This is a genomic window from Corynebacterium sp. MSK204 (genome assembly GCF_030229885.1).
GTDB lineage: Bacteria > Actinomycetota > Actinomycetes > Mycobacteriales > Mycobacteriaceae > Corynebacterium.
Genome location: NZ_JASPGQ010000016.1, coordinates 1 through 26,460, shown reverse-complemented (window position 1 = coordinate 26,460; position 26,460 = coordinate 1). Strand labels below are relative to the sequence as shown.

The window sequence follows — 26,460 nt, the reverse complement described above, 5'->3', positions numbered from 1 at the left end:
ACGGCCGATTAGGTGACCATCTGCTGCAACTATGTGAAATACTTTACAATATTTATATTTGTGTCCGCAATCACTTTATGGAAAGAGTGCGGGGGTCTGGGAGCTAGGCCCGGGATTTTTCCCTGCGTGCGCGGGCAACCTTGGGATCTGGATTCGGGATGGCATCCAGAAGCTTCTTGGTGTAGTCGTCTTGGGGGTTATCGAAAATCTCATCCGTTGAACCGGACTCAACAAACTTGCCCTTGTACATGACCGCAACGCGGTCCGAAAGGTGGCGCACTACGGAAAGGTCGTGGGCAACGAAGAGATAGGACAGGCCCAGCTTTCGCTTCAGGTCCTCGAGCAGGTTAATGACGCCCGCCTGGATGGATACGTCCAAAGCGGAGACGGGCTCATCGAGCACGAGCACCGAAGGGCGCGTGGCCAGGGCGCGGGCCAGACCGATGCGCTGGCGTTGGCCGCCGGAGAAGTGGCTAGGGAAGCGGTCCAGCTGCGAAGAGTCGAGGCCGACTAGGCCCATGAGTTCGTTCACGCGGGCATCGACATCGCCGTCGTAGCCAAGCGAGTTGAGCGGTTCCGCGATGACCTCGCGCACGGTCAGGCGGGGGTTGAGTGAGCTCATCGGGTCTTGGAAGACGATCTGGATGTCTTTGCGGGCCTCGCGGCGCTCGGAGCCGCTCATGCCATTGGCGTCCTTGCCATTGAGGACCACGGCACCGTTTTCTGGGTCCAAGTCCATGATCTCCAGCAGGGTGGTGGTCTTACCGCAGCCGGACTCGCCGACGATGGCCAGGCACTCGCCTTCGCGGATATCGAAGGTGATGCCGTCCACGGCCTTGACGGTGCCCACCTTGCGCTTAATCAACGCGCCCTTGGTAAGCGGGAACTGCTTGCGCAGGTCATTTACGGCGAGGGTGGTCTTGCGATCCTCGCGGGGAACGTCGGCCAAGACGTCATCGGAAAGCAGCGGTGGCTTGAACATCAGCTCACCGTCGATCTTGCGGTCGTGGATCTCCGGAGCGCGCAGGCAGGCGCTGCGGTGGGAGGTGGATTCGTCCTTGAGCGGAATCAGCTCCGGCTCGCCGGAAAGGCAAGCCTCTTGCGCGACGGGGCAGCGCGGGGCGAATTGGCAACGATCCTTTAGATCCACCAAGACCGGCGGGTTGCCCTCGATGGGGGTGAGGGGCTCCGAGGCCGAGGCATCGGGGCGCGGGGTGGAACCAAGCAGGCCCACGGTATAGGGCATGCGCGGGTTGGAGAAGATGGTATCGACATCGCCGTGTTCTACCGGCTGGCCGGCGTACATGACCATGACGTCATCGGCGGTTTCTGCCACCACACCCATATCGTGGGTGATCATGATGGTGGCGGCGCCGGTTTCGCGCTGGGCCAGCCGGATGACGTCCAGGATCTGGGCCTGGATGGTGACGTCGAGGGCCGTCGTCGGCTCATCGGCAATGAGTACGCGCGGGTTATTCGCAATCGCAATGGCGATGACCACGCGCTGGCGCATACCGCCGGAAAACTCGTGCGGGAAGGACTTCAGGCGCAGGTGGGGCTCGGGGATGCCCACCAGATCTAAGAGCTCGGTGGCTTGCTTCAGGGCTTCTTTCTTGCCGATGTCCTGGTGTGCCTGGATTGCCTCCACCAGCTGCGAACCAATATCGAAGACTGGAGTCAGCGCGGAGAGCGGATCCTGGAAGATCATGCCGATGCCATCGCCTCGGATACCGGACATTTCCTTATCAGAAAGCCCAAGGAGCTCGCGGCCATCGAATTTCACGGAGCCTTCTACCTTGGCGTATTCCGGCAGCAGGCCCATGATGGACATGGAGGTTACGGACTTACCGGAGCCGGATTCGCCGACGATGCCCAGGGTGCGGCCGGGGTGCAGGTCAAAGCTGACACCGCGCACTGCAGAGACGGTTCCAGCTTCAGAGGGGAAGCTGACGCGTAAGTCATTGACGGACAAGATAGGCGAAGTCATAGTTTACCTCCGGAATTGGAGTTGGGATCGAGTGCGTCGCGCAGACCATCGCCAATAAATGCCATGGAGACGGTCAGCAGCGTCAAGGTAGCGGCGGGGAAGTAGAACTGCCATGGGGCGGATTGCAGGGAGGCGGTGCCGCCCTGCAGCAAGGTACCGAGGGAGACATCGGGAAGCTTTACACCCAAGCCCAAGAAGGACAGTGCGGTCTCAGAGCCCACGGTGCCCACAACGCCGAAGACGAACTGGATGATAAGCAGCGAACCAATATTGGGAATGACGTGGCGGATGATGGTGCGCATCTTGGATACGCCCATGTAGCTTGCGGCGCGGACATAGTCCTGCTCGCGGACGGTAAGGGCCAAGGACCAAATCACACGGGCCTGGTACATCCAGCCGAAGGCGATAAGGACGACCATCAAAAGCTTCCAGTCACCGCCGGAGTCTGCCACCACGAGGGCGATGAGCAGGAAGGTCGGGATGGACAGCAGGAAGTGGATAACGGCGAGGACGGCCTTTTCCGCGATTCCGCCCCACAGGGCTGCGGCACAGCCGATGAATGCGGAGATGACCAACGTGGCAAAGGACACCACGATGGCAATGGTCAGGGACCTGCCTAGACCGTGGATGGTTTGGGCATAAAGGTCATTACCGGAATCGTTGGTACCGAACCAGTGCTCGGAGCTCGGTGGCTCAGACAGGGCGAGGAAGTCCGGTTCCGTGTAGTCCCACTGGGCAAAGAAATTGCCAAAAAGGGCGGCGAAGATGAGAAAACCCAAGATGAAAACGCCGACGGTAGCCAGCTTGTTGCGGAAGAAGCGGCGGACGTACAGCTTGTACCGGGAAGTACCGCGGGGAACCTCCGGCAGCGTGGCCATGCGCTCGGCCTCCTCATTGCTTAAAGGATCCTCGGAGACGACCTCGGTGCGCGTAGAAACCTCGCCACGGGGCTGTTTCTTGGACATCTTTGGTTCTTTGGGATTTGTCATTTAGCTCACCCTTACTCGTGGATCCAAGGCGACAACAACGAGGTCTGCCAGGACGGCGGACACGGCCGTCATCGCGGCACCGAATGCCGCGACGGCTACCGCGCCATTGATGTCGTTCTTACTGATGGTCTGGATGAAGTACTGGCCCATACCGTTCCAGCCGAAGATACGCTCCGTCATCACGGCACCGGTGAAAATGCCGGGCACGGAGAAGGCGACGGACGTTGCCACCGGAATAATGGAGGTGCGCAGCGCGTGCTTGCGGATGGCCTGCTGGCGGGTAAGCCCCTTTGCGCGTGCGGTGCGGACATAATCCACATCGAGGTTATCGAGCAACAGCGTGCGCTGGGTCATGTGGTAGCTGGCGTAGCTGATGATCACCAGGGAAATCGTGGGCAAGACGAGGTGCTGCGCGGAGTCCAGGAGCTTGGGGAAGAATCCCTCGACCCCCAGGGACTTGGAACCGACGACGTAGAAGATCTTCTTGCCGGTCAAATCGTTGATCTCCAGGGCGGCCCAGACGACGGCGATCGAGGCGACAACCACGTGGGTGTTCATCGCAATGATCGAAATTCCCTGCCACACGCGGTCACCGGTCTTGTACTGGCGGGAGGTGGTGTACACACCAACGGCCACACCGATGACGATGGAGAGGATGGTGGCCAGCAACAGCAGCTGTGCGGATACCCAGATGCGGTAGCTGATCTCTTCGTTAACCATCTCACCGACCGGAGATTGTCCCCAGTCCCACCTCGTGAGGATATTGGTCAGCCGGGTTCACCAACGCTCTAAGAGCGGGGTTTCTGGGCTGAGGTTATAAGGCTCGAGGAGGTTATTGATTTCCTCATCTGAAAGTGGTGGACGGCGCTCGGTGTAGTTTGAACGCGGGTCCAAAAACGAGGCCGCCAAGAAATAAGCCAAGTTAGTGGCTAAAAAGATCATGGGTAACCAGCCCAAGATCTTTTTGATCAACTACTTTGTCATTGGGAAATTCTCCGTGCGCGGTTAAGCAGGAAACAGTGCGAACAAATATGAAGCCAACGATGGAGTCGTTGTATGTGACCAATCTAATAAGATATAAGCGAGCGCACAATTCATGTAGTCCCGTGATGTACATCGCCAATCAAACGACAGGTATTTTTTCAGTGTAGACGCTTAGGGTCTTAAAAAGAAAAATGGGATTCAGCTGCAGATTTAAAAACCTGAATTGTTCAACAGTTATAAGGAACGCTTACCTGAAAATAAGGGAAAACGGGGGTAACCAATCAGCCAAGGCGGGCTGCTGCCCGTGGCTGTAATAGGGCGGAATGGCTCGGTAGGCTAGACCCTTATGGAAGATCCCACTCGCATTGACCCGACCTTGGCGGCGCTGCGCAACGCATGGGAGGGCCAGCCCGATCTGAGCCTGCCGACGCTCTTTGCCTTATTGGCCAACCGGGGCATCGGCTGGGGCGTGAGCGACGCGGACTTGGTGACCGAACTTGAACGGCAGGCCGAGGTCCACCCGCCCCTACTGCCCCTTGAGGGCGGCCGCGTGGGCACTGGTGTGTGGCTCGTGCTTAGCGATGCCCCCACCTCCCGCATCACCGCCGATACCTCCCGCATCATTGTGCGCCGCCCGAATGCTCAGCCGGTGGTGTGGGAATACAGCGCCATTAGGCCAACGGGGCCCGGGCGGCCCTTTGTGGTTACGGATACTGAGGGCTTTGAACACCGGCTTGGGATCGTCTCCAGCATCATGCGCCTGGATGAACCGCTGCCGGAACTTAGCGGCCTGAGCCGCTACGAGTTGGGTGACTTTGTCTATGTCCTCCGCTTGGAGGACGCGATTGCAGTTCTAGACCACGGATTGCATCTCTTTCATAAGGAGAATCGGCGGGTGGTGGCCCGCGATTATGCGTGGAAAAGGATAGAAAAATGCCGCCCCGGCGAGGAGCTGGAAGTACTCCTCGAGGGCGGCGATTATGCGCGATTGGGCAGGGTGGTTGAGGTCCTTATTGCAGAGACCCCAAACCCCTTATTCAGCTAAATCCTTCATAGGTTTGACCTTGGTGAAGTGCAGCTTATAACTGGTATCCAGGTCAGCGTCGGGGAAAGCCTCCCGGAAGTCGCGTTCATTGGTCTCCACAGCATCAGTCAGTCTCTCCAGCGGGGTATCTGGGTTAGCAACCACCGTGTACTGCAGCGTTGGGCGGGCGCGGTCGTATGCAACCAAGCGGTCTACGCGTTCCACTCCATCGAGCGAGTCCAGATCCTTGGCCACCGCGGTGGCGATGGCGTTCATGGATGCAGAGATTGCTCCTTGTTCATTGGAGGCTGCGGATTCCACATTATTAAAGCGGCGGTGACGAAGGTTCACGACGATGAGCCACAAGCCAATGATGAGCAGCAGGGCAGAGGCGCCAGCCAAGACCCACACCCACCAATTATTATCGCCCAAAGTGCGCCACGTATCGTGGTCTACCCACTCGGCCAAGTACTCAGCAAATTCCACATTGAAGTTAATGAGGATCGGCCATACACCTAGCGCGATGAGGATGATTCCAAGCAAGCCGAGGAGGATTCGGTCAAAGGTAGCAAGCTTTTTAGACATGATTATCCATCTCCGGAATCTTCTCTACGGCTACGGTGACCTTGGGTGGGTCTGCAAGGACCTCTAAAGCGCGGGTGACAGCCTTTTCCACTCGCCCAGGCAAATCGGCGTCTTGCTCATCGCCATTAACGGTGACCTTCGCGCTCTTGGTATCCGCCGAAGTCTGCGCGGAAGCAACTCCCGGAACACGGCGTGCTGCAGCAGAGCTCAATCGCGCGACATCGACTGGCCGCATCCACATGGAAGCGGACTCGGAAGCGACCTGGGTGTGGGTATTGCGACGGGTCTTTACCGCAGCGAATACAAAGATGAGACCAACCACGATGGAAGCCACGCCAGCCCAGATCATCCACGTCTCTAATTGCTCGGTGGCAATAAGATCAAGGACCGGCTGAACCCACGATTGGGCATTGGCATCTGCTCCGACAAGCCAGGTTTCGCGGACACCCACAATGCCAATGGCAAGCAGAACGAAACCCAGAATTACGGTCCACGTGCGCACTGCAGGAGACGCCTTGGGCCGCTGCCCGAAATGCTCAGGCAAATTCATTTCAGCCATTATTGCCTCCTTGCTCGTGGTACGGGGTAATGGAAATGGCACGCAGCGGCTCAGGTCGTGGCGCATAGACGTGCAACGGGCGCTGGCTAGCTGGCGATACCTCAATGCGCTTTAGCGGTTCCTGACGCGGGGTCTGAACCTTGCGCAGTGACGCGGGCCTAACGGTCCGCACGCGTTGCTCGCTTCGGGAGTTGTCGATCTCGATCTTGCGCAGCGGCTGCGGGCGCGGTGGCTGCACCTTGCGCAGGGGAGCCGGGCGGGCAATGCGAACGCGCTTTTTCTGTTCTGAATTGTCGATCTCGATTTTGCGCAAAGGCTGCGGACGGGGAACAGAGACCTTTGCCTTTTTGACAAAGGGGCGTACCTGTCCGCTCGGAAGCAACCTGCCAGGGCGCGGAGCGCGAACGCTGCGTACCTGCTCTGGGCGTGGTTCGACGATGCGACGCGGTTCGTGATCTTCTGGAGCGCTAATTTCTAGCAGCTGGTGGTCTGGAAGAGCAGCGGAAATGCTGCGCACCGATGCTTCTCGCGGCGTATCGACGGAGCGCACTGGCGTGTCACCAGAGGGTGTCGATACTCCGCGAACAGCAACTTCCTTTCCAGAAGAAATTTCGCGGATTTCCGCCTCTTGCGGGGTGTCGACGTTGCGAACCGTTGCTTCTTCCGGAGTCTCGATGCTTCGCACTTCGACCGAGTCCTGAGTAACGGGTTGGGTCACGGTAGAAGGACTGACCTCCGGGGTAAAAGCTGAAGCGGCAGGACGCTGCGCAAGCTGTTCTGCGGTAACCCGGGTATCCGGAACCGATTCACCGACGGTGACATTAACGCGGGTGGTGGAATAGCCGGTATGGGCAGCAATAGCCTCTGAAATGGCGGCACGCGTACTTTCCGCGACTGCGGTAACCGGAGACGGCCACACCACAGCGATGGTCGCGCTCACGGCAGCGACTTCACGCTCTGGATCCATCTGTACCGAAACCCGTGGATAACCGCGTCCGCCAATGCCAGCAAGCTTGGCATCTAAATCTTTTGTGCCAGGCACGCTAGCAATTGCGGCGGTCACGATTCGTTCCATGGTCCGCAGCGAGAAACGCGTGTGGCCCTTAGTGGAACCTTCTGACATTAGCCTTGGCCTTTCTCCTTGCCAATGAGGCCATTCCACACAGCGGTGAGGTCGATGCGGCCATCAAAGTGGGAGCCCAAGAGGCCACCGATGGCAGCAAGCAGCACGGCCAGCAGCATCCAACCCCAACCTAAGTACAAAAAGAAGGCAAGTAGCAGGCCGATAACAATGCCCAATGTGGTGTAATTTTTCATATCTAATCCTTCGAGGGAGCAGCGGATAAGCCATCTACGGCATCAGAAAACTCAACGTCGACGCGATCTAGTTCCGTACATGCCTTGCGGGCGGTCGAGCGGATTTCTTCCGCCAGACGGTACAGATCAGGTTGCGCACTGATATCAACGCGAACGTTGATTTGCAGGTGGCGATCGTCGCGGGGATCGGGCCGGCGCATGCCGGAAACCCTTTCGCCCGGGAAGAGTAGGTTCACCGAGCCGTAGCGTCCGCCGTCAAGGCCCGCGACACCGTTGAGCTTTTGCACCGCTTCCGCAATTGCGTGAGCGTGGCTTACCTCGAGCTCAAATTGTGCTCGGGGTTCAGGCATTGTTCTTATGCCTGGCCCTGGTTCAGTGCAGCCTGCTCTTCAGACTCGGAGTCTTCCTTCGGCAGCTTGACGTTGTGAACGACAACGTCAACGCGCTCTACGGTCAGGCCGGTCATGCGCTCGACAGCATTCATGATGTTGCGGCGGATTGCCTCAGCCAGCTCGTGGATAGCAACACCGTACTCAGCGGTGATGGCGATCTCGATCTTTGCGGAGCCGTTTTCTACCTCTACGTCAACACCCTGGCGTACGTCCTCGGATGCACCGAAGGACTCGCGGATGGTGCCCATCATGCGAGCGCCGCCGCCACCGAGGGAGTCAACGCCGGAAACTTCGCGGGCTGCAATGCCAGCGATCTTGGAAACAACGACGTCATCAATGGTGGTGGTGCCGTACTGAGTCTCCAGGTTGTTGTTTACCTCGCGCTCTTCAGAAGCGGCAACGTTGTTCTCAGAGTGCTTTGCAGGAGTGTTGTTCTCAGACATGGTCTTTAAGGCCTTTCCTTAAAAATTGACTTGCATGGTCGCAATATGAAATTGAAGGACCAAGAACCAACGGTTCAAAATCCTTCCTTGAGCGTACCTACCGCCCAAGCAGACGTGGGGTCTAGGACAACAATATTTACCAAAACGTGATTATTGGCACTATTGCCGGAGTGGTTTGAAAAACACCAGCCCATCGTGCTTAAATATTTAGGTTGCTTTAACAGGGCAGCGCGAACCGATAATGGGCCGTCTTAAACACGGTGCATATCGGGGAGACGCTGAGCTGGTAAAGCGAACATGACACCTTCGTTGTCACCGTGGCTCAGGGGTTTCCTGAAACACAGACTGGAAGGTCATCCGATCGGGCTAGGTCCGCGCTAGAGCAGAGACACCCCGAGACGATGGACCGGAGAAGGGGCATGGCAAATAAACAGCGGCAGTTAGCGAATAGGACACTCTCCACGTGTAATGCGTGAAAACCGTCCTCTTCACAATACTTTGACTACGGGTCTTGTACCCCGTCAGGAGCACTGCAGACTGGCATTTGCCATGTGCTGTATCTCTTGGTTGTCATGACAGTCAGACCACTGGCGTTGTGTCAGGCCCCAGGCCCGGACAACGTTATAGAGAAATCGAGAAGCAATTTCCCACCGCTTCACGCCCCGGAAACGCCGGGAATGTGAAAGTGGGGAAGCGAGGAAGAGGATAAGCGTGGCGGGACAAAAGATCCGCATTCGGCTGAAGGCCTATGACCACGAGGCAATCGACGCTTCTGCAAAGAAGATCGTCGAGACCGTTACCCGTACGGGTGCTCGTGTAGTTGGCCCAGTGCCGCTCCCAACCGAGAAGAACGTGTACGCAGTTATTCGTTCTCCGCACAAGTACAAGGACTCTCGCGAGCACTTCGAGATGCGCACGCACAAGCGCCTGATCGATATTCTCGACCCGACCCCGAAGACCGTTGATGCTTTGATGCGCATCGATCTTCCGGCAAGCGTCGACGTGAACATCCAGTAAGCGACTTTGGTGGAGAACTAATAATGAGTGAAAACGAGATCAAGGGCATTCTGGGCAAGAAGCTCGGCATGACCCAGGTCTTCGACGATGAGAACCGCGTTGTTCCGGTTACCGTCGTTGAAGCAGGGCCATGCGTTGTCACCCAGATTCGCACCCCCGAAACCGATGGTTACAGTGCCATCCAGATCGCCTTTGGCGAGATTGACCCACGCAAGGCAAACAAGCCTGAGTCTGGTCACTTCAAGAAGGCTGGCGTAACCCCGCGTCGTCACGTTGCAGAAATCCGCATGGACGACACCTCCGCATACGAGGTTGGCCAAGAGGTCAAGGTAGACATCTTCGAAGGCATCACCTTCGTTGACGTCACCGGCCAGACCAAGGGCCACGGCTACGCTGGTGCTATGAAGCGCCACGGCTTCCAGGGTCAGGGCGCAGCTCACGGTAACCAGGCCGCTCACCGCCGCGTTGGTGGTATCGGTGGCGCTGCTACCCCGGGCCGCGTCTTCAAGGGCAAGCGCATGGCTGGCCGCATGGGCCACGACCGCGTGACAACCCAAAACCTGAAGATTCAGAAAGTCGATGTCGAGTCCAACCTGCTGCTCATCAAGGGTGCTATCCCTGGTGCGCGCGGCGGCCTCGTCACCGTTAAGACCGCAGTGAAGGGCGGTGCACACGCATGAGCAACCTCAAGCTAGACGTCCACACCTCTGAAGGTAAGACCAATGGCTCCGTGGACCTGCCGGCTGAAATCTTTGACACCGAGGCATCCGTTGCTTTGATGCACCAGGTTGTCAACGCACAGCTTGCTGCTGCTCGTCAGGGCACCCACGCCACCAAGACTCGCGGCGCTGTCCGTGGTGGTGGCCGCAAGCCTTTCCGCCAGAAGGGCACCGGTCGTGCGCGCCAGGGTTCCATCCGTGCGCCGCACTACACCGGCGGTGGCACCGTCCACGGCCCGCAGCCACGTAGCTACGCACAGCGCACCCCTAAGAAGATGATCAAGGCTGCTCTCTTCGGTGCGTTGTCTGACCGTGCTCGCAACGAGCGCATCCATGTCATCGAAGAGTTGGTTCCAGGCCAGAAGCCGTCCACCAAGGCGGCCAAGGCTTTCCTCGAGTCCCTGACCGAGCGCGACAACGTGCTGCTGGTTATCGGCCGCGAGGATATCAACGCCCGTCGTAGCGCTAATAACCTGCCGAACGTTCAGATCCTGGACGCCGGTCAGCTCAACACCTACGACGTTCTCTACTCCGATGACGTTGTGTTCTCCGTTGAGGCGCTACACACCTTCATCACTCGCGCTACCGGCGCGGATAAGGAGGAGAACTAATGGCTAAGATTTCTAACCCGCGCGATGTCATCATCGCCCCGGTTGTATCTGAGAAGTCCTACGGTCTGATGGAGCAGAACGTTTACACGTTCTTCGTCTCCCCAGACTCCAACAAGTCCCAGATTAAAGATGCCGTCGAGCAGATCTTTGACGTGAAGGTCGACTCCGTGAATACCGTAAACCGTGCAGGTAAGCGCAAGCGCACCCGCACCGGCTTCGGTCAGCGTAAGTCCACCAAGCGCGCATACGTGACGCTCCGTGAAGGCAGCGACTCCATCGACGTCTTCGGCGCAGGCGCTTAAGCGCCACCGGAGAGCCGAAAGGAAAAGGAAGAATTATGGCTATTCGTAAGTACAAGCCGACAACTCCGGGTCGCCGCGCATCCTCCGTATCTGAGTTTGACGAGATCACTCGTTCGACTCCGGAGAAGTCCCTGCTGCGCCCGCTGAGCAAAACCGGTGGTCGTAATAACTACGGCCGCATCACCACCCGCCACATCGGCGGTGGCCACAAGCGCCGTTACCGTCTGATCGACTTCCGTCGTAACGACAAGGACGGCATTCCGGCAAAGGTCGCTCACATTGAGTACGACCCGAACCGCACCGCAAACATTGCATTGCTGCACTACGTAGATGGCGAGAAGCGCTACATCATTGCGCCGAAGGGCCTGAAGCAGGGTGCCGTTGTCGAGTCCGGCCCGAACGCAGATATCAAGGTGGGCAATAACCTGCCGCTGCGCAACATCCCGACCGGTTCGACCATCCACGCTGTTGAGCTCAAGCCTGGCGCTGGCGCTAAGCTGGCTCGCTCTGCTGGTGCTTCCATCCAGCTGCTGGGTAAGGAAGGCAAGTACGCAGTTCTGCGTATGCCGTCTTCTGAAATCCGCCGCGTGGACATCCGTTGCCGCGCAACGGTTGGTGAAGTTGGCAACGCCGAGCAGATGAACATCCGCTGGGGCAAGGCCGGCCGCATGCGTTGGAAGGGCGTTCGCCCGACCGTCCGTGGTGTCGTTATGAACCCGGTTGACCACCCACACGGTGGTGGTGAGGGTAAGACCTCCGGTGGTCGCCACCCAGTGTCCCCATGGGGTCACAAGGAGGGTCGCACCCGCAACCCGAACCGTTACTCCAACAACATGATCGTGCGCCGTCGTCGCCCGAACAAGAAGCGCTAAGAGGAGGTAAACAATGCCACGCAGCCTTAAGAAAGGCCCGTTCGTCGATGAGCACCTCCTCAACAAGGTGGATGCTCAAAACGATGCAGGCACCAAGCAGGTCATCAAGACCTGGTCTCGCCGCTCGACCATTCTCCCCGATTTCATCGGACACACCTTCGCCGTCCACGACGGCCGCAAGCATGTGCCGGTCTTCATCGAGGACTCCATGGTCGGCCACAAGTTGGGCGAGTTTGCACCAACCAAGACCTTTAAGGGTCACGTCAAGGATGACAAGAAGGGACGTCGATAAGCGATGAGTGAGACCATCACCTCCGCATCCGCCACGGCCCGCTACGTCCGCGTTACCCCGATGAAGGCACGTCGTGTGCTCGATCTGGTCCGCGGCAAGTCCGTAAGCGAAGCTTTGGCAATCCTGAAGTACGCACCGCAGGGTGCTTCCAAGCCAGTTGCAAAGGTCGTTGCTTCCGCAGCCGCTAACGCTGAGAACAACTTCGGCCTCGACCCACGCACCCTGGTCATCTCTGAGGCATACGCCAACGAGGGACCGACCATGCGTCGTTTCCAGCCGCGTGCACAGGGTCGTGCATTCATGATTCGTAAGCGCACCAGCCACATCACCGTGGTTGTCGAAAGCCAGCAGGAAGGGGCCAAGTAATGGGCCAGAAGATCCATCCTCACGGCCTACGTTTGGGCATCACCTCCGACTGGAAGACCCACTGGTTCGCGGATAAGGACTACGCGAACTACGTAGCCGAAGACATCAAGATTCGTAACTACCTCAACAAGGGCCTCGAGCGCGCCGGCATCGCCGACATTGTTATCGAGCGCACCCGTGACCGCGTACGCGTGGACATTCACACCGCCCGCCCGGGCATCGTGATTGGCCGCCGTGGTGCTGAGGCTGACCGCATCCGTCGCGAGCTGGAAAAGCTCACCGGCAAGATGGTTGCCCTCAACATCCTCGAGGTCAAGCAGGTAGACGCAAACGCAACCCTCGTTGCTCACTCCATTGCGGAGCAGCTGGTTAACCGCGTCGCATTCCGTCGTGCAATGCGCAAGGCTATCCAGTCCGCTATGCGCCAGCCACAGGTTAAGGGCATCAAGATCCTGCTGTCCGGCCGCCTGGGCGGTGCAGAAATGTCCCGCGTCGAGCGCTACCACGAGGGCCGCGTTCCGCTGCACACTCTTCGCGCCGAGATCGACTACGGCACCGCAGAGGCCCACACCACCTTCGGCCGCATCGGCATCAAGGTGTGGATCTACAAGGGTGACGTCGTCGGTGGCGTACGCGAGTCCGAACTGAACGCTCCGGCACAGGGCCGTGGCCGTGGTGACCGCAACGGTCGCTCCCGCCGCGGTGGCCAGCGCCGCCAGCGTGCACAGCAGAAGCAGGAGGGCTAATCCATGCTGATTCCTAAGCGTGTTAAGTACCGCCGTCAGCACCGCCCGAGCCGTCGTGGCGTGTCCAAGGGCGGAAACCGCATTAACTTCGGCGATTACGCAATCCAGGCACTGGAGCCTGCGTACATCACCAACCGTCAGATTGAGGCCGCACGTATTGCCATCAACCGCCACGTTAAGCGTGGTGGCAAGGTGTGGATCAACATCTTCCCGGACCGTCCGTTGACCCAGAAGCCGCTCGGTGTTCGTATGGGTTCTGGTAAGGGCCCGGTTGAGAAGTGGGTGGCTAACGTGAAGCCTGGCCGCGTACTTTTCGAGATGAGCTACCCAACTGAGGCTGTTGCAATCGAGGCTCTGCGCCGCGCTGGCCAGAAGCTTCCTTGCAAGGTCCGCATCATCAAGAAGGAGGACCAGTTCTAATGGCAACCGGTACCCCCGCCCACGAGTTCCGTGAGCTCGACAACGCAGAGCTGGAAACCCGTCTGAAGGATGCGAAGGAAGAACTGTTCAACCTTCGTTTCCAGAAGGCCACCGGCCAGCTGACCAACAACCGCCGCATCGGCACGGTTAAGCGCGACATTGCCCGCATCTACACCGTTCTGCGCGAGCGCGAGCTGGGCCTGTCTGTCGCTCCGGGAGCTGAGGCTTAATCATGAGTGAGGCTAACGTGACTGAATCCAAGAAGGGACCAACTCCGAAGAAGGAGAAGGTCAAGGGTGCTCCTAAGGTCCGCACCGGCTACGTCGTCTCGGACAAGATGTCCAAGACCATCGTCGTCGAGATCGAAGACCGCAAGCAGCACGCTCTGTACGGCAAGATCATGCGCTCTAACAAGAAGGTTAAGGCGCACGATGAGGAAGAAACCGCAGGCGTAGGCGATCTCGTACGTATCGCTGAGACCCGCCCGCTGTCCAAGGACAAGCACTTCCGTCTCGTAAAGATCATCGAGAAGGCTAAGTAAAACCTAGCCAGCGCAGCCCCTGTACCGGACCATATGGTTCGATACAGGGGCCTTTCGCTGGTTTAGAGCTCTTAAGGCCGGGCCCTTCCGTAGAACCAGTAGGGCACCCAGGTGACGTCGTCGGAAGAAAGGCCCCAATCTCTCACCACGAGGCCCCGGACCTTCTTCGCCAAGTCCCCCTCGCCGGAGACCCACACGTATCCTGGCGTCGGCGCACCGGCATAATCTGCTTTCAGCGTGGCAACGACAGAATCCGCCTCCTTGTGCGGCTCGGTGCGAAGGACGCGCATGCTGCGCACGCGGGACTCCCACCTGTCCGTAAGCCCGGGCTCTACCTCGTCATCGCTGGTGACCACCGCTACAACGTCGGTGGAACCGAGCTTCGCTGGGTCATGTTCCTCTTGGTAGGAAAGGATGTGCCGAAGGGCAGGCAGGGCGGAGGCATCGGCGACCAATAGCTGCGCAGCCTCGGTAGGCCGCCACATCTCGTTGCAGGTAAAGAACCCCGCTGTATCGCCGGGTTGCGCGCGCAGAATCCATCGCGAGCCGGGGCCGGAATCGCCGTGGGTGACCACATCGACATCGATAGTGGCCTCCTCGGGGTGGAGCGCGCGGATGGTGTACCAGCGCAGGTCCGGCCGCGTCTCCTCGTCTATAGCGGCGACGGCGGCTCGGAGGTTAACGCCGTCGACGGGGAAGGGCGTAAATTCCTGCCCGGTTTGGGGCATGACAAGGCCAAAGAATTCATCGGGGCCGGCAAGGTCATACGTCCGGAACGCCTCGGCATGAAACGTCAGGCGGTGCAGGCGCGGCCGGATCAGTTCATTCGCGGTCAGGGTAACGGGAATCAGTTGGTGTTCAGTCATCGGGGACGATTGTAGGGAACAGCTCATGCATTCAACATACTCGTTCGAAGCTAAGCCTTGCCTAATCCTTTGATTGGGGTCTAGGATCAGCAACGTCAATTTCTTCCTTTTTGAAAGGGCCAGCTTCATGAAGATTTTCGGACGCCGCACCATGGGCGTTGTGGCACTGCTGTCAGCCGGAGCCGTCGCATTAGCCGGTTGCTCGCGTGGTGAGGGCGATGAAAGCACGCAGTCCACCGACGCCGCCAGCGAAGAGCGCGTGGCTAGCCTGGGCCTGGGGGATGCCGATACGCTGCTCGCCCTAGGCATTACTCCCGTGACGGTGGCGCCGTGGGGCGCTGAGGGCGATGGCGATCCTTTCGGCGTTGGCCCGTGGTCAAAGAAGCTGCTTGGCGATGCCAAGCCTGAGGTCATCTACAACACCGCAACTGGTTTCACCGCGGATACCTTCGAGCAGATTACCGCTGCTGATCCCACCAAGATTATTGCTGTGAACCAGGCAGTAGATGCGCGCACGAAGGAATCCCTGGAGGATATCGCGCCGACCACCGTCAAGCCGGATGGCTATGAAGACTGGCAGGTTCCCTGGGAGGACCAAGTTGAGGCCATCGCGGATGCCGTGGATAAGGAAGACGAAGGCGATAAACTTATCAAGGACACCGAGAACGCCTTCGAGGAATTCCGCCGCGAGCACACCGAGTTGCAGGGCAAGTCCGCAGCCATCGTCATGCCTTATGACGGCAAGATTGGCCTGTACACCGATGAGGATGGGCGCGGCCAGTTCATCGAGGATCTTGGCATGGAAATCCCCGATGAGTTGAAGGGCGATGGCAGCAGCTTCTTCGTTGACATTGCCCCGGAAAACTACGCAAAGCTGAACCAGGTTGATCACCTCTTTGTCCTGGACTACAACGGCTCTGCCGATGTCTTGAAGAAGGATAAGACCTTCCAGGGCCTCGATGTAGTCAAGGATAAGCGTGTGCGCTACCTGGACACGGATACTGGCAACGCCATGAGCATGCCGAACCCAGTGACCATCCCTTGGGCAATAGATAAGTTTGAAGAGAAGCTGTAATTGTCAGCAACCACGAAGGACGGCCAGACTATCCAGACGGGTTCCACAGCGCAAAACCCCACAGCCACACCGGTGATGGAGCGGGGAAAGGGTCGCACGACGTTCCTTGTCGCCCTCATCCTCGCCAGCCTCGCGCTGGCGGTGGCGTCCTTGGCGCTGGGTTCCCGTTCCATTCCACCCGATGAGGTCATCGCCGCGCTGCGCAGGGCAGGCGAGCAGGATATCCGCGATATCGTGTGGAACCTGCGCATGCCGCGCACCTTCTTGGCCTATTTCGCCGGCGCGGCCCTTGCCGTCGCCGGTGTCTTGGCGCAATCGTGGACCAGGAACCCGCTGGCGGACCCGGGCTTTATCGGTATTACCGCGGGCGCGTCGTTCTTCGTTGCCCTAGGCACGGCCATTGGCATCGCTACCACCACCGGCATGCGGACCACCCTCGCGCTCGTTGGCGCGGGCATTACCACGCTGCTGGTTCTGGCCGTCTCGCGGCGGTTCCAGGACCCACTGACGCTCATTCTCGTCGGCGCCGGCGTCTCCGCCGCCTTGGGATCGGGCGCGGCGATCATCGGCCTGTATTCCACGGACGTGCTCGATAGCATGCGGCGCTGGACCATCGGCTCGACCTTTGGGCGCGGCCCAGAAGACGTCGCCATTGCGGGTATTGGCCTGCTCATTGGCCTCGCGTGCGCGGCGATGGCGGCTAGGCCGCTCGACCTTTTGGCCATGGGGGAGGAGTCCTCGCTCGCCTTGGGCGGGTCTCCCACCACCGCGCGGGTGGGCGCGGCGCTCAGCGTCGTGGTGCTGGCCGGCAGCGCCACGGCGGCAACGGGCCCCATTGCCTTCGTCGGCTTCGCCATCCCTCACATCGTGCGGCGGGTGGTTGGCCCCAGCGTGGCCACGATGATCTTGCCCTCCGCGCTCTTGGGCGGTTGCGCCGTGCTCGCGGCCGATATCATCGGCCGGCTCATCGTGGGTAACTCGGAGCTAGAGATGTCTATCGTGCTTGCCATCGTGGGCGCGCCCTTCCTCATTTGGGGCGCCCACCGTGGCGTGGGCAGAGCGTGGGGCGATAACGCATGACAACAATAAACAGTATCCTGCAAGCGCAACAGCGTCGCCAGCACGTCCGCGTGCTCGCCTCTACGCTCGTATTTGGCCTTATTGCGCTTGCCGCCTACCTGGTATTGCTGGGGCAAGGGCCGCTGGAATTGAGCCCGCGGCAGGTCCTCGATGTGCTCACCGGCGGCGGCAGCGAGAGCCACATCAGGGTGGTGTGGGACTTGCGCCTGCCTGTTGCCATCGCCACCGTCATCGTCGGCGCCGCCCTCGGCGTGGCCGGTTCGTGGACGCAGACCATGGCCCGCAACCCGCTAGCATCGCCGGATATCCTCGGCGTTACTGGCGGCGCATCGGTCCTGGTGGTGCTGGGCACCGTGCATTCGCGCCCCGGTTTCGCGGACGGTATCCCGGACTTCTGGTGGCGGGCATGCTTGGCGATGTGCGGTGCCCTCCTCGTCGTTATTCTCCTCGCCGTCTTGGGTGGCATCGGCACGAGCAATCGCATCGTCATCGTCGGCATTGCCTTATCGCTGATGTTTCAGGCCATCGTGGCGTATTTGATGCGCAGCGCCCAGATCCAGCGCGCGGCCGAGGCACAGACGTGGCTGGCAGGCTCGACCGGGTTCGTGCGCATGGAGGTCATCGTCCCTCTGCTGGTGGCCCTGGCGCCGTTTCTCGCCATAGGCATCTGGTGCGCGCGGGAGCTGCCGCTGCTTGCCCATGATGATTCCTCCGCGACCACCCTGGGTGTCAATATCACCCGCCAGCGCGCCCTGTTGCTCATCGCGGCAACCGGTATCTGTGCCGTGGTGGTTTCGGTGGTGGGACCCATTGGATTTATCGCGCTGCTAGCGCCGCACCTGGCGCGGATGGTGGCGCGCACGCCTACGCCATCGCCGGTGGCATCGGCAGCCGCGGGCGCAGCGCTGCTGACCGTGTGCGCCGTCATCGCTGGCGCGATTCCGGTCAATGCCCCGGTGGGCGCGGTTTCCTCGGTCATCGGCGGCTGCGCCCTGGTGGTATTGGTGTGGAATGCGGCCCGGCGCACCTAAACGCTGTGGCGCGCGACAGCGAGGACCGGACAAACGAGCCAACCACAAAGTCCTACACAGTCGTTCGTGGATGAAGGAAAAGATATGACGGATAATCAGCCCACGCGCTCGAAGCGCCGGTGCAGCCTCGAAGCCACCGGCATCCATGCGGGATATAAGGACGGCGAGGATATCCTCGCCGGCGTCGACCTGCACGCCCGCGCCGGTGAGGTCACCACGCTCATTGGGCCCAATGGCTGCGGCAAGTCCACGCTGCTTAAGACGCTATCTAAAATCCTGGCCCCGCGGCAGGGCAGCGTCATGGTCGGGGAGGCTGACCTGCATGCGATGAACGCGAAGGAAGCCGCGCAGCAGGTGGCGTTGCTGCCACAGCACCCCGTGGCGCCGGATGGGCTGCGGGTAGGCGAGTTGGTCGCGCGCGGGCGCCACCCCTATCAGGGCAGGATGCGCGGCCTTTCTCCTACGGACCGAGAGATCATCGCCCAGGCCTGCGAGGCCACGGAGATTGTGGACTTCCTCGACCGCGATATCGCCTCCCTGTCGGGCGGGCAGCGCCAGCGTGTCTGGCTCGCATTGGCTCTGGCGCAAGATACGCCGGTGCTGCTTCTTGATGAACCCACGACCTTCCTTGACCCCGCCCATGCCATGAGCATGTTGGAGCTGGCTCGCGCACAGGCGCGCGCCGGCAAAACGGTGGTTGTGGTCCTGCACGATCTCATGCTCGCGGGCCACTACTCCGATTCCATGGTGGTGATGAAGGCCGGCGATATCATCGCGCGCGGGGCGCCGAAACAAGCGCTGGCTCCGAAGGTATTGGCGCAGGCCTATGGTATCGAGGCGGAGGCCTGGGACGACCCGCTTGGCGATGCCCCCATTATCGTCCCTCGCCGCGTCCTCCCCAGCGACAGCTAAGCGCTGCCCGCGCTAAGCGCCAGGAGCGTTTGGCTTGGCTACTGCCGCGCCAACCGGCGGATGTCCAAAACCGAAATGGCGATGATGAAGAGGTTGAGCACGCAGCCGACACTCAACAGGAAATTGCCAATGCGGTAGGTGCCCGTACCCACGGCCGCCATGTTGCCGTATATGTAGATCCAGATTACCCAGCCCACCAGCAGCACGATGCCGGCGATGCCGGAGAGTAGCTTGAGGCTGCGTGGGGAGGCGGGGGCGAAGAATTTAAAGGCGGCATCGATAAGCGCGCCCGCTGCAAGGATGATGCTTACTCCACCCGAGAGCCAGAGGGGGAGTAGGGCTGCGGTGCCGACGACGACGGGGAGGATGAACGCGAGGAACGCTAAGAGGAATAGTCCCAGGTGTATCCACAGCGTGCGCTTGGTATAGCTCATAGGGCAGACTCTACTTCCTTGCGCAGTGGGGGATTGGCGCCGGTGCGGGAGACGGTGATGCCGGCTGCGGTGGCAGCGAAGTGGAGGATTTCGCGCCACTCTTCGGCGCTTAGTGCTGCGGCCTTGTCCACATCGAGGCCACGTTCATCTAATTGCGCCAAAAGGGCTGCCATGATGGTGTCGCCGGCACCGATGGTATCGGTGACTTCAACTGCGGCGGCGGGAACGTCGAGGGACGTGTCCCCAGCCCTGACGCTAATTCCGTCGCCGCCGCGGGTGGTGACCACGATGGGCACTTGGTTGGTGAAGTCCTCGCCTAAAAAGTCCACCTCTTCATCTGATAGCTTCAGCACCGAGACGTGTGGCAGCAAATCCGTCAGGAATTTCTTATGCGCTTCGGTGGCATAAAAGGGCCGGATATTGGGATCTAGGGCCACGAGCGTTCCCTGTGCGGCGAAGTCCCTGAGCAGCTGCGCGTAGCGGGAAGCGCCCGGTTCCAAGGCCAGGGAGACGGTACCGAAGCAGGCGATATCTGCCGGAGCTAGTTTGGGCTCAACGAAGCGATCTGCGGTGCCTTCCACATAAAAGTTATAAGAAGCCGTGCCGTTTTCCGCGATGGTGGTCACCGCCAAGGTGGTCGGTTCTTCGCCGCGCTGCACGTGGGCGGTCTCGACGCCTTCTTCCTCCAAGCGTCGAAATAATTCTTGGCCAAACCCATCGGTAGAAATCCGCGATTGAAACTCCACGTCCGCGCCCAAGCGCGCCGCCGCGATGGCCACGTTGAAGGGGCCGCCGCCCAGCGCCGGGGTGAGGTCATTCAAGCGGCCGGGGGATACCGGAACCAAGTCCACGAGGCCTTCGCCGCACACATGAATAGTCATAGTTCCATAGTATCGGGGACATGAACCACCGACCGAACTTTCACCTTGCCCCACCACTGGGCCGCCTCAATGACCCCAATGGCCTTTTTGTGGATGGCGATATTCTGCACGCGTATTACCAGCATGACCCTGCTTTTCCGCACAAGCCCAAGCGGACTGGCTGGGGTCACGCCACCACCACGGTGTCCGCGCCTACTCCATGGCGGCATTATCCCGATGCGCTCTATCCTGACCTGCCCTATGACAAGGATGGGTGCTACTCCGGCGGGGCCGTTGTTGACGGCACTGACGTGTGGCTTTTTTATACGGGGAACTTGAAAGAAGACGGGCGCCGCATCCCGTCGCAGAACCGCGTGCGGGTTATAGACCCTTCCGGGCCAGAAGGCGGGATCTATGTCCGCGATACCGACAACCCGCTCATCGCTGATTCTCCGGAGGGATATACCGGCCATTTCCGCGATCCCCATATTTCCCGCGCCGGGGAGGGAGGGCGCATGGTCATTGGTGCGCAAACGGAAGACGAACGCGGAACCATCGTGCTGTATTATTCGCAGGATTTAAAGCGGTGGGAATTCCAAGGTGAGCTTGTTTTTGATGATCCCGCGCAGCTTCCCGGTGGCTATATGTGGGAGTGTCCCAACCTGCTGACCTTTGGGGATAAACACGTGCTGATCTTCTGCCCACAGGAGGAAACGGACCGGTGTGGCTACGTCGTCGGCACCTTGGACGGGCTTAATTTCCACGTTGAGCGCGGCTTTACCCTTCTGGATCACGGCACGCAGTTTTATGCGCCGCAAGCAACCGAGGAAAATATCCTGTTGGGCTGGATGGGCATGCCCGGTCATGATGAGACGCCAACGCAGGGGTGGGTGCATACCTTGACTATTCCGCGGCGGCTGTGGCTGGAAGATAACTACCTGTGTCAAGAACCGCTGTGGCCTGCGCTGCCGGAAACCCGCGGCAGGGACGGCTTTGGCTCGACCATCGATGTAACGGGGGAGGGGGCTTATGCGCTTGTCGACGCCACCGGGAAGGAAGCGTTCCGCGTGGTGCAAGGCGGTGGCACCATCTCTTTCAACGGCGGTGAGCCGATCACATGCCCCGATGGAGAAATGCGGCTCATTGCCGATGGCTGCGCCGTAGAAGTCTTTGCCGGCGGCGGTCGCATCGCCGCGTCCTTCGCCGTTTTTGGGGATGCTCCCTGGCAGGCATGGGAGCCGCTGGACTAAGACCCTGCGAAACTAGGGTCGACAGCTTTTTGCTTTGTGGACATTTGGGTCCAAACAGACTTAAATGGGAAGTAGCCAATCACATCCGGTCATTTGATGTGACCTAAATAACAAAGGTCGGTCCATGGAGCATAAAGAGGTCGCCGCCCGCACCCTGAAGGCATTAGGCGACGAAGAAAATATTATTGCCCTTGCCCACTGCGCCACGCGCTTGCGCATGGTCTTGGATGATTCGGACAAGGTCGATACCGCAGCGCTAGACAACGATCCGGATCTGAAGGGCACCTTCGAAGCCGGTGGCATGTTCCAGGTCATCGTGGGCCCGGGTGATGTCAATATCGTCTTTCAGGAGATGACCAAGTCCATTTCCAAGGACGTCGCCGTGTCCACCGATCGCTTGAAGGATATTGCCGCGGAATCCGGCAACTGGTTTTCCCGCGCGGTCAAGGTCTTGGCCGATATCTTTGTTCCGCTAATCCCCATCCTGCTCGGCGGCGGTTTGTTGATGGCATTAAATAATGTGCTGACCGCGCCGGGACTATTTGGGGATCAATCCGTCATCGAAATGTATCCCTCGTGGGAAGGTTTTGCTGGGCTGGTCAACCTCCTGGCATCCGCTCCCTTTGCTTTCTTGCCCATCCTTGTGGGCTTTACTGCTACTAAGCGCTTTGGCGGCAATGAATTCCTCGGCGCTGGCATGGCCATGGCGATGGTCATGCCGGATTTGGTTAGCGGCTATAACGTTGCCGAGGCTATTGAAAATGGCGAGATGCCCTACTGGGATATCTTTGGCATCGACGTTGCCCAAGCTGGCTACCAGGGCTCCATCTTGCCCATTCTGGTCATCGCCTGGATCCTGGCGACGATTGAAAAGTTCCTGCACAAGCACCTCAAGGGCACCGTGGACTTCATGCTTACACCCCTGCTTACCCTGCTGGTGACGGGCTTTATTACCTTTATGGGGCTGGGCCCAATCTTGCGCACCGCCGGTGAGTGGTTGGGCATGGGGCTGGCCAACTTGTATGACTTTGCCGGTCCCGTGGCGGGCTTCCTTTTCGGTCTGGTTTATTCGCCGATCGTCATTACCGGCCTACACCAATCCTTCCCGCCCATTGAGACGATGCTGTGGAATGAGGGCGGTTCCTTCATCTTCCCCATTGCCTCGATGGCCAATATTGCCCAAGGTGGTGTGGCCTTGGCCGTGTACTTCTTGGCGCGCTCCGAAAAGCTCAAGGGCTTGGCCGGCGCCTCAGGTATCTCGGCACTGTTTGGTATTACTGAGCCCGCGATTTTCGGCGTTAACCTGCGCCTGCGTTGGCCGTTTTATATCGGTATGGCGGCATCAGCTATTGCGTCTACGTTTATCGCCATTTTTGGCGTGCTTGCGGATGCCCTCGGTGCCGCCGGCTTCATTGGTTTCGTTTCCGTCCCCCGCTTTGTCCCGACCTTCTTGCTGTGTGGTGTCATCTCCTTCGCCGCAGCCTTCATCGGGGCCTACCTGTACGGGCGGGTGCTCATCCACCGCAACGGCACCATCGATCCTGATGAGGTCAATCCTCCCGCCGCACAGGCTATGGCCGCCGAGGCTGCTGAAGAGTTTGCTGCCAGCGCTTCCGCCGCCGCAGATGCCGCGACAATATTTTCCCCGCTAGAGGGAAATGCTGTGCCCCTATCCAAAGTTAAGGACCCCATGTTCGCCGGGGGCAAGCTAGGTAAAGGCGTTGCTATCGAACCGACCGTCGGCAAGCTCGTCGCGCCTGCCGATGGCACCATCACCGTGACCTTTCCTTCCCACCACGCCTACGCCCTGCGCGTAGACGACCCAGCGGTGGGACCGATTGACATCCTTATGCACATTGGCTTTGATACGGTAAACCTCAAGGGCGAACACTTCACCTCGCATGTCAATAAGGGCGATACCGTCAAGCAAGGCGAGGTCCTGGCTGAATTCGATATCGAGGCCATCAAGGAAGCGGGGCTGCCGGTAACGACGCCAATCGTTGTGTCCAACGCCAAGAAGACCGGTCCCGTTATTCCCACCGCGGCTTTCCGCGAGGGCGAGCTCATTGGCTCTGGGACGGACCTATTTACCGTTGACCCGAAGGCTCAGCAGGAGACTGCGGAGACTTCTACAAAGGAAGCAACGTCTTAAGGGCTGGGGTTTCTGATACAAGAAAGGCTGGGGATAAACCCAGCCTTTTACTTGCAGGTGTTCATTAGGCGCCGTTGCGCCGTTGCCCAGGCTTTGGGCGGCTGGTGTCACCACGGTGACAATGGCTACGGTATCGATCCCCTAGAAACCATAAGAGACCGCCAAGTCGGTCGCTACCAACACCGGCACGGCTAAGTTTTGTTGTGGGCCAATCGCGTGGGAAATTGCCTTAGGACTACTCAGGAATACGAGTGCTAACGCACACCTACCGTTTAGTGCAAGAGAATTGAACTATGCGAAGAATTTCCGGCGGGCGGTGAACACGCCGCCAAGCATCATTGCTGCAATGCTGAGGGCTGCCAGGAGCCGAGCGACAGTGTTCGAGCCGGTTTCTGCCGCCATGCCACGCGGAGCCTCAACAGCTGCAGGTGCTTCGGCTTCCACCGGTGTTTCGACGGGGGCCTGCTCAGGAGCTGTTTCCTCGATTGCGCCACTTTGAGCGATTACTTCTTCTTTGTTGTTTTTGATCATTTCTTGGGAGGCGGCCTTCTCTTCTGGAGTAGGCTCCAAGTGAGTCCGAGATTGATCTCTGATGTAGGTAATGCCGTCCTTGGCGAGGTACCACGTCACGCCACCGATTACGAGAACTGCTGCTAAGGCAGCAATTCCAATTCCACTTTGCGCCTGAGCGTTTGCTTCCGGCGTAGGGGCGGTGGGTGTGACGCCGAAGGTGAGGGCGCCAGCTAACGCCGTGGCGGTCAGAACTTTAGGTATGCGATTTATTTTTGTCCTTAGGGGGCAGTGGAATAGGGAAGAGTCCGTCTGAGAGATAAACGGATCTAAAGATTAACAGGATTCTTTGTGCTGCATTACCGCTGCGCAAAGAAAAATCGTCCGATTATTTAAAACCAGGCACAGCTGTCCTAAATAGGGGGGTGCTAGGGCGAAAAGTTGCTTCGCATTCGAAGTTTGGAAAGCGCCACCCCCATATGGTTGAATGTATAGGTTGCGAGAGCTGGTCGGTCCGTAGCGGTGCGTTTCCGAATCGCCGGTCCGAGACCCATCGACGCTTTACGGTGTTCGTTGTAAAGGCTCGAGCACAGCAAGTTTGTAGACCGCGTGTGGCAAGGACGGAAATCTTGTCGCACATCAATCCAGGTCAGGAGACCCATAGTGATTCAGCAAGAATCGCGTCTGCGCGTCGCCGACAACTCTGGTGCACGTGAAATTTTGTGCATCCGCGTTCTCGGTGGCTCTGTCCGACGCTCCGCTGGCATCGGCGACGTAATTGTCGCGACCGTCAAGGACGCTGTTCCAGGCGGCAGCGTAAAAGAAGGCGATGTAATTAAGGCAGTTATCGTCCGTGCGAAGAAGGAGACCCGTCGTCCAGACGGTTCCTACATCCGCTTTGACGAGAATGCTGCAGTTATTCTGAAGGGCGATAGCGAACCTCGCGGTACCCGTATCTTCGGCCCGGTTGCTCGTGAACTTCGTGACAAGCGTTTCATGAAGATCGTTTCTCTAGCACCGGAGGTGATCTAATCTTATGAAGATCCATAAGGGAGATATGGTGATTGTCATTTCGGGCCCAGATAAGGGTGCGAAGGGCAAGGTCATCGAGGCATACCCGAAGCGCGAAAAGGTCCTCGTTGAGGGCGTTAACCGCATCAAGAAGCACGTCGCAAACTCCGCTACCGAGCGTGGCGCTGAGTCCGGTGGAATCGTTACCCAAGAAGCCCCGATCCACGTGTCCAACGTTGCGATCGTTGACTCCGAGGGCAACCCGACCCGCGTGGGCTACCGTTTCGACGAGAACGGCAAAAAGGTCCGTATCGCGCGTAGCAACGGGAAGGACATCTAAAAATGAGCGAGAACTACACCCCGCGTCTGAAGACTCGCTACCGCGAGGAAATCCGCAAGAACCTGAACGAAGAGTTCAACTACGACAACGTCATGCAGATCCCTGGCGTCACCAAGGTGGTCGTCAACATGGGTGTTGGCGAAGCTGCTCGTGACTCCAAGGTCATCAATGGCGCTCTCGAGGACCTGACCGCTATCACTGGTCAGAAGCCGCAGCTGCGTCGCGCAAAGAAGTCCATCGCGAACTTCAAGTTGCGTGAAGGCATGCCCATCGGCGCACGCGTTACCCTGCGTGGCGACCGCATGTGGGAGTTCCTGGACCGTCTGCTGACCATCGCGCTGCCACGTATTCGTGACTTCCGTGGTCTGTCTGACCAGCAGTTTGACGGTCACGGTAACTACACCTTCGGCCTGTCCGAGCAGTCCATGTTCTACGAAATCGACATTGACAAGATCGATCGTCCCCGTGGTATGGATATCACCGTCGTTACCAGTGCTACCAACGACGAGGAGGGCCGTAAGCTCCTGCGCGAGCTCGGCTTCCCGTTCAAGTAAATAGATCGCTAAAAGGTCCCAACTTCCATGGAAGGAGTTGGGACCTTTTAGTTTTATTGTCATCTGTGGATTCTAGGGGTCATTGCAACGATGACGGTTACTTGGGTGTGATACTACCGGTTTGTGTCAGGGCGTTGGTCATTGGGGTTGCCCGCAAATCGTGGACACGTAGTTAAGCTGCTTAGGGGTTAAGCAGCGGCCTTCTTATTACCATTTTGA

At 59.1% G+C, this 26,460-nt stretch carries 33 protein-coding genes and 1 pseudogene; 21 read left to right on the top strand and 13 right to left on the bottom strand.

The genetic code is table 11. The features are described from left to right. Positions 1-103: 103 nt before the first annotated feature. The 3 genes and pseudogenes from QP908_RS10015 to QP908_RS10005 all read right to left on the bottom strand — a co-directional run bounded on the left by QP908_RS10015 (position 104) and on the right by QP908_RS10005 (position 3,918). Positions 104-1,987 carry an ABC transporter ATP-binding protein gene (locus tag QP908_RS10015; RefSeq protein WP_239269120.1) on the bottom strand — a complete coding sequence of 628 codons (1,884 nt, stop codon included), beginning with the start codon at positions 1,985-1,987 and terminating at the stop codon, positions 104-106. Continuing rightward, a complete protein-coding gene (locus QP908_RS10010) occupies positions 1,984-2,976 on the bottom strand; it encodes an ABC transporter permease (protein ID WP_023016732.1) in 993 nt (330 codons plus the stop codon). Before QP908_RS10010 ends, QP908_RS10015 begins: the two co-directional genes overlap by 4 nt. Further along, positions 2,977-3,918 (bottom strand): annotated as a pseudogene (locus QP908_RS10005) (ABC transporter permease). A 388-nt stretch (positions 3,919-4,306) separates the two neighbouring features. On the opposite strand from QP908_RS10005, the gene QP908_RS10000 reads away from it, so the two are divergent. Continuing rightward, on the top strand, positions 4,307-5,005 hold the full coding sequence (locus QP908_RS10000; RefSeq protein WP_239269119.1) for a hypothetical protein: 699 nt from the start codon (positions 4,307-4,309) through the stop codon (positions 5,003-5,005). Here the strand turns inward: QP908_RS10000 and amaP are convergent. The 6 genes from amaP to QP908_RS09970 are packed head-to-tail and all read right to left on the bottom strand — an operon-like array spanning position 4,994 to position 8,280. Further along, a complete protein-coding gene (gene amaP, locus QP908_RS09995; protein ID WP_239269118.1) occupies positions 4,994-5,569 on the bottom strand; it encodes an alkaline shock response membrane anchor protein AmaP in 576 nt (191 codons plus the stop codon). The genes QP908_RS10000 and amaP overlap by 12 nt on opposite strands. Further along, positions 5,562-6,128, bottom strand: coding sequence for a DUF6286 domain-containing protein (locus QP908_RS09990; protein WP_023025174.1), 567 nt, complete (start codon positions 6,126-6,128; stop codon positions 5,562-5,564). The genes amaP and QP908_RS09990 overlap by 8 nt, the downstream gene beginning before the upstream one ends. After that, positions 6,121-7,251 carry an Asp23/Gls24 family envelope stress response protein gene (locus QP908_RS09985; RefSeq protein ID WP_239269117.1) on the bottom strand — a complete coding sequence of 377 codons (1,131 nt, stop codon included), beginning with the start codon at positions 7,249-7,251 and terminating at the stop codon, positions 6,121-6,123. Before QP908_RS09985 ends, QP908_RS09990 begins: the two co-directional genes overlap by 8 nt. Then, a complete protein-coding gene (locus QP908_RS09980; protein ID WP_239269116.1) occupies positions 7,251-7,445 on the bottom strand; it encodes a hypothetical protein in 195 nt (64 codons plus the stop codon). The genes QP908_RS09985 and QP908_RS09980 overlap by 1 nt, the downstream gene beginning before the upstream one ends. Positions 7,446-7,447: 2 nt before the next feature. Then, positions 7,448-7,795 (bottom strand): Rossmann-fold NAD(P)-binding domain-containing protein, encoded by a 348-nt coding sequence (locus QP908_RS09975; RefSeq protein ID WP_005276897.1) that lies wholly within the window; start codon positions 7,793-7,795, stop codon positions 7,448-7,450. Between the two features lie 5 nt (positions 7,796-7,800). Beyond that, positions 7,801-8,280 (bottom strand): Asp23/Gls24 family envelope stress response protein, encoded by a 480-nt coding sequence (locus QP908_RS09970; RefSeq protein WP_005276899.1) that lies wholly within the window; start codon positions 8,278-8,280, stop codon positions 7,801-7,803. Between the two features lie 711 nt (positions 8,281-8,991). Here QP908_RS09970 and rpsJ point away from each other — a divergent pair. Genes rpsJ through rpsQ form a run of 11 tightly spaced genes read left to right on the top strand, consistent with a single transcriptional unit; the run spans position 8,992 to position 14,166 of the window. Next, positions 8,992-9,297: a 30S ribosomal protein S10 gene (rpsJ, locus tag QP908_RS09965; protein ID WP_003848085.1), complete on the top strand. Its 306-nt coding sequence runs from the start codon at positions 8,992-8,994 to the stop codon at positions 9,295-9,297. Between the two features lie 23 nt (positions 9,298-9,320). Then, entirely contained in the window at positions 9,321-9,977 is a 657-nt protein-coding gene (rplC, locus tag QP908_RS09960; protein ID WP_005276932.1) for a 50S ribosomal protein L3, read from the top strand. Then, positions 9,974-10,627, top strand: coding sequence for a 50S ribosomal protein L4 (gene rplD / locus QP908_RS09955; protein WP_239269115.1), 654 nt, complete (start codon positions 9,974-9,976; stop codon positions 10,625-10,627). The genes rplC and rplD overlap by 4 nt, the downstream gene beginning before the upstream one ends. Next, entirely contained in the window at positions 10,627-10,929 is a 303-nt protein-coding gene (gene rplW / locus QP908_RS09950; RefSeq protein ID WP_005276934.1) for a 50S ribosomal protein L23, read from the top strand. Before rplD ends, rplW begins: the two co-directional genes overlap by 1 nt. 35 nt (positions 10,930-10,964) lie before the next feature. Continuing rightward, positions 10,965-11,801 carry a 50S ribosomal protein L2 gene (rplB, locus tag QP908_RS09945; RefSeq protein WP_005276935.1) on the top strand — a complete coding sequence of 279 codons (837 nt, stop codon included), beginning with the start codon at positions 10,965-10,967 and terminating at the stop codon, positions 11,799-11,801. Positions 11,802-11,814: 13 nt separating this feature from the next. Next, positions 11,815-12,093 carry a 30S ribosomal protein S19 gene (rpsS, locus tag QP908_RS09940; RefSeq protein ID WP_005276936.1) on the top strand — a complete coding sequence of 93 codons (279 nt, stop codon included), beginning with the start codon at positions 11,815-11,817 and terminating at the stop codon, positions 12,091-12,093. 3 nt (positions 12,094-12,096) lie between these two features. Next, positions 12,097-12,459, top strand: coding sequence for a 50S ribosomal protein L22 (gene rplV, locus QP908_RS09935; protein ID WP_005276938.1), 363 nt, complete (start codon positions 12,097-12,099; stop codon positions 12,457-12,459). Further along, entirely contained in the window at positions 12,459-13,205 is a 747-nt protein-coding gene (rpsC, locus tag QP908_RS09930) for a 30S ribosomal protein S3 (protein ID WP_005276941.1), read from the top strand. The genes rplV and rpsC overlap by 1 nt, the downstream gene beginning before the upstream one ends. Before the next feature lie 3 nt (positions 13,206-13,208). Next, on the top strand, positions 13,209-13,625 hold the full coding sequence (rplP, locus tag QP908_RS09925; RefSeq protein ID WP_005276943.1) for a 50S ribosomal protein L16: 417 nt from the start codon (positions 13,209-13,211) through the stop codon (positions 13,623-13,625). Beyond that, a complete protein-coding gene (rpmC, locus tag QP908_RS09920; protein ID WP_005276944.1) occupies positions 13,625-13,855 on the top strand; it encodes a 50S ribosomal protein L29 in 231 nt (76 codons plus the stop codon). The genes rplP and rpmC overlap by 1 nt, the downstream gene beginning before the upstream one ends. Before the next feature lie 2 nt (positions 13,856-13,857). Then, positions 13,858-14,166: a 30S ribosomal protein S17 gene (rpsQ, locus tag QP908_RS09915; RefSeq protein WP_239269114.1), complete on the top strand. Its 309-nt coding sequence runs from the start codon at positions 13,858-13,860 to the stop codon at positions 14,164-14,166. Between the two features lie 71 nt (positions 14,167-14,237). On the opposite strand, the gene QP908_RS09910 is transcribed toward rpsQ, so the two are convergent. Then, complete coding sequence (locus QP908_RS09910) at positions 14,238-15,032, bottom strand: siderophore-interacting protein (protein WP_239275509.1); 795 nt, start codon at positions 15,030-15,032, stop codon at positions 14,238-14,240. A gap of 127 nt (positions 15,033-15,159) precedes the next feature. Between QP908_RS09910 and QP908_RS09905 the strand changes: the two genes are divergently transcribed. The 4 genes from QP908_RS09905 to QP908_RS09890 all read left to right on the top strand — a co-directional run bounded on the left by QP908_RS09905 (position 15,160) and on the right by QP908_RS09890 (position 19,130). Further along, on the top strand, positions 15,160-16,107 hold the full coding sequence (locus QP908_RS09905; protein ID WP_284772179.1) for an ABC transporter substrate-binding protein: 948 nt from the start codon (positions 15,160-15,162) through the stop codon (positions 16,105-16,107). Continuing rightward, positions 16,108-17,187 carry a FecCD family ABC transporter permease gene (locus QP908_RS09900; protein WP_239275513.1) on the top strand — a complete coding sequence of 360 codons (1,080 nt, stop codon included), beginning with the start codon at positions 16,108-16,110 and terminating at the stop codon, positions 17,185-17,187. Further along, positions 17,184-18,218, top strand: a complete 1,035-nt coding sequence (locus QP908_RS09895) for a FecCD family ABC transporter permease (protein WP_239269111.1) — start codon at positions 17,184-17,186, stop codon at positions 18,216-18,218. Before QP908_RS09900 ends, QP908_RS09895 begins: the two co-directional genes overlap by 4 nt. 84 nt (positions 18,219-18,302) lie before the next feature. Then, the gene (locus tag QP908_RS09890) at positions 18,303-19,130 is read left to right on the top strand and encodes an ABC transporter ATP-binding protein (protein ID WP_239269130.1); all 828 of its coding nucleotides are present in this window, start codon (positions 18,303-18,305) and stop codon (positions 19,128-19,130) included. 38 nt (positions 19,131-19,168) lie between these two features. Here QP908_RS09890 and QP908_RS09885 read toward each other — a convergent pair whose 3' ends face one another. Together QP908_RS09885 and QP908_RS09880 are read right to left on the bottom strand one after the other, a co-directional pair. Further along, on the bottom strand, positions 19,169-19,564 hold the full coding sequence (locus QP908_RS09885; RefSeq protein WP_239269110.1) for a multidrug transporter: 396 nt from the start codon (positions 19,562-19,564) through the stop codon (positions 19,169-19,171). Next, positions 19,561-20,445, bottom strand: a complete 885-nt coding sequence (locus QP908_RS09880) for a carbohydrate kinase family protein (RefSeq protein WP_239275515.1) — start codon at positions 20,443-20,445, stop codon at positions 19,561-19,563. The genes QP908_RS09885 and QP908_RS09880 overlap by 4 nt, the downstream gene beginning before the upstream one ends. Positions 20,446-20,465: 20 nt before the next feature. Between QP908_RS09880 and QP908_RS09875 the strand changes: the two genes are divergently transcribed. Continuing rightward, a complete protein-coding gene (locus QP908_RS09875) occupies positions 20,466-21,674 on the top strand; it encodes a glycoside hydrolase family 32 protein (RefSeq protein WP_239269108.1) in 1,209 nt (402 codons plus the stop codon). 124 nt (positions 21,675-21,798) lie between these two features. Further along, positions 21,799-23,826 carry a sucrose-specific PTS transporter subunit IIBC gene (locus QP908_RS09870; protein WP_239269107.1) on the top strand — a complete coding sequence of 676 codons (2,028 nt, stop codon included), beginning with the start codon at positions 21,799-21,801 and terminating at the stop codon, positions 23,824-23,826. 291 nt (positions 23,827-24,117) lie between these two features. Here the strand turns inward: QP908_RS09870 and QP908_RS09865 are convergent, their stop codons facing one another. After that, positions 24,118-24,456 carry a hypothetical protein gene (locus QP908_RS09865; RefSeq protein WP_284772178.1) on the bottom strand — a complete coding sequence of 113 codons (339 nt, stop codon included), beginning with the start codon at positions 24,454-24,456 and terminating at the stop codon, positions 24,118-24,120. 543 nt (positions 24,457-24,999) lie between these two features. Here QP908_RS09865 and rplN point away from each other — a divergent pair. From rplN to rplE, 3 genes are read left to right on the top strand one after another with little or no spacing between them, the layout of a single operon-like run. Continuing rightward, on the top strand, positions 25,000-25,368 hold the full coding sequence (gene rplN, locus QP908_RS09860; protein WP_023025193.1) for a 50S ribosomal protein L14: 369 nt from the start codon (positions 25,000-25,002) through the stop codon (positions 25,366-25,368). A gap of 4 nt (positions 25,369-25,372) precedes the next feature. Next, positions 25,373-25,687 (top strand): 50S ribosomal protein L24, encoded by a 315-nt coding sequence (gene rplX / locus QP908_RS09855; RefSeq protein ID WP_005276967.1) that lies wholly within the window; start codon positions 25,373-25,375, stop codon positions 25,685-25,687. A 2-nt stretch (positions 25,688-25,689) separates the two neighbouring features. Continuing rightward, positions 25,690-26,241, top strand: coding sequence for a 50S ribosomal protein L5 (gene rplE / locus QP908_RS09850; protein WP_005276969.1), 552 nt, complete (start codon positions 25,690-25,692; stop codon positions 26,239-26,241). Positions 26,242-26,460 lie beyond the last annotated feature (219 nt).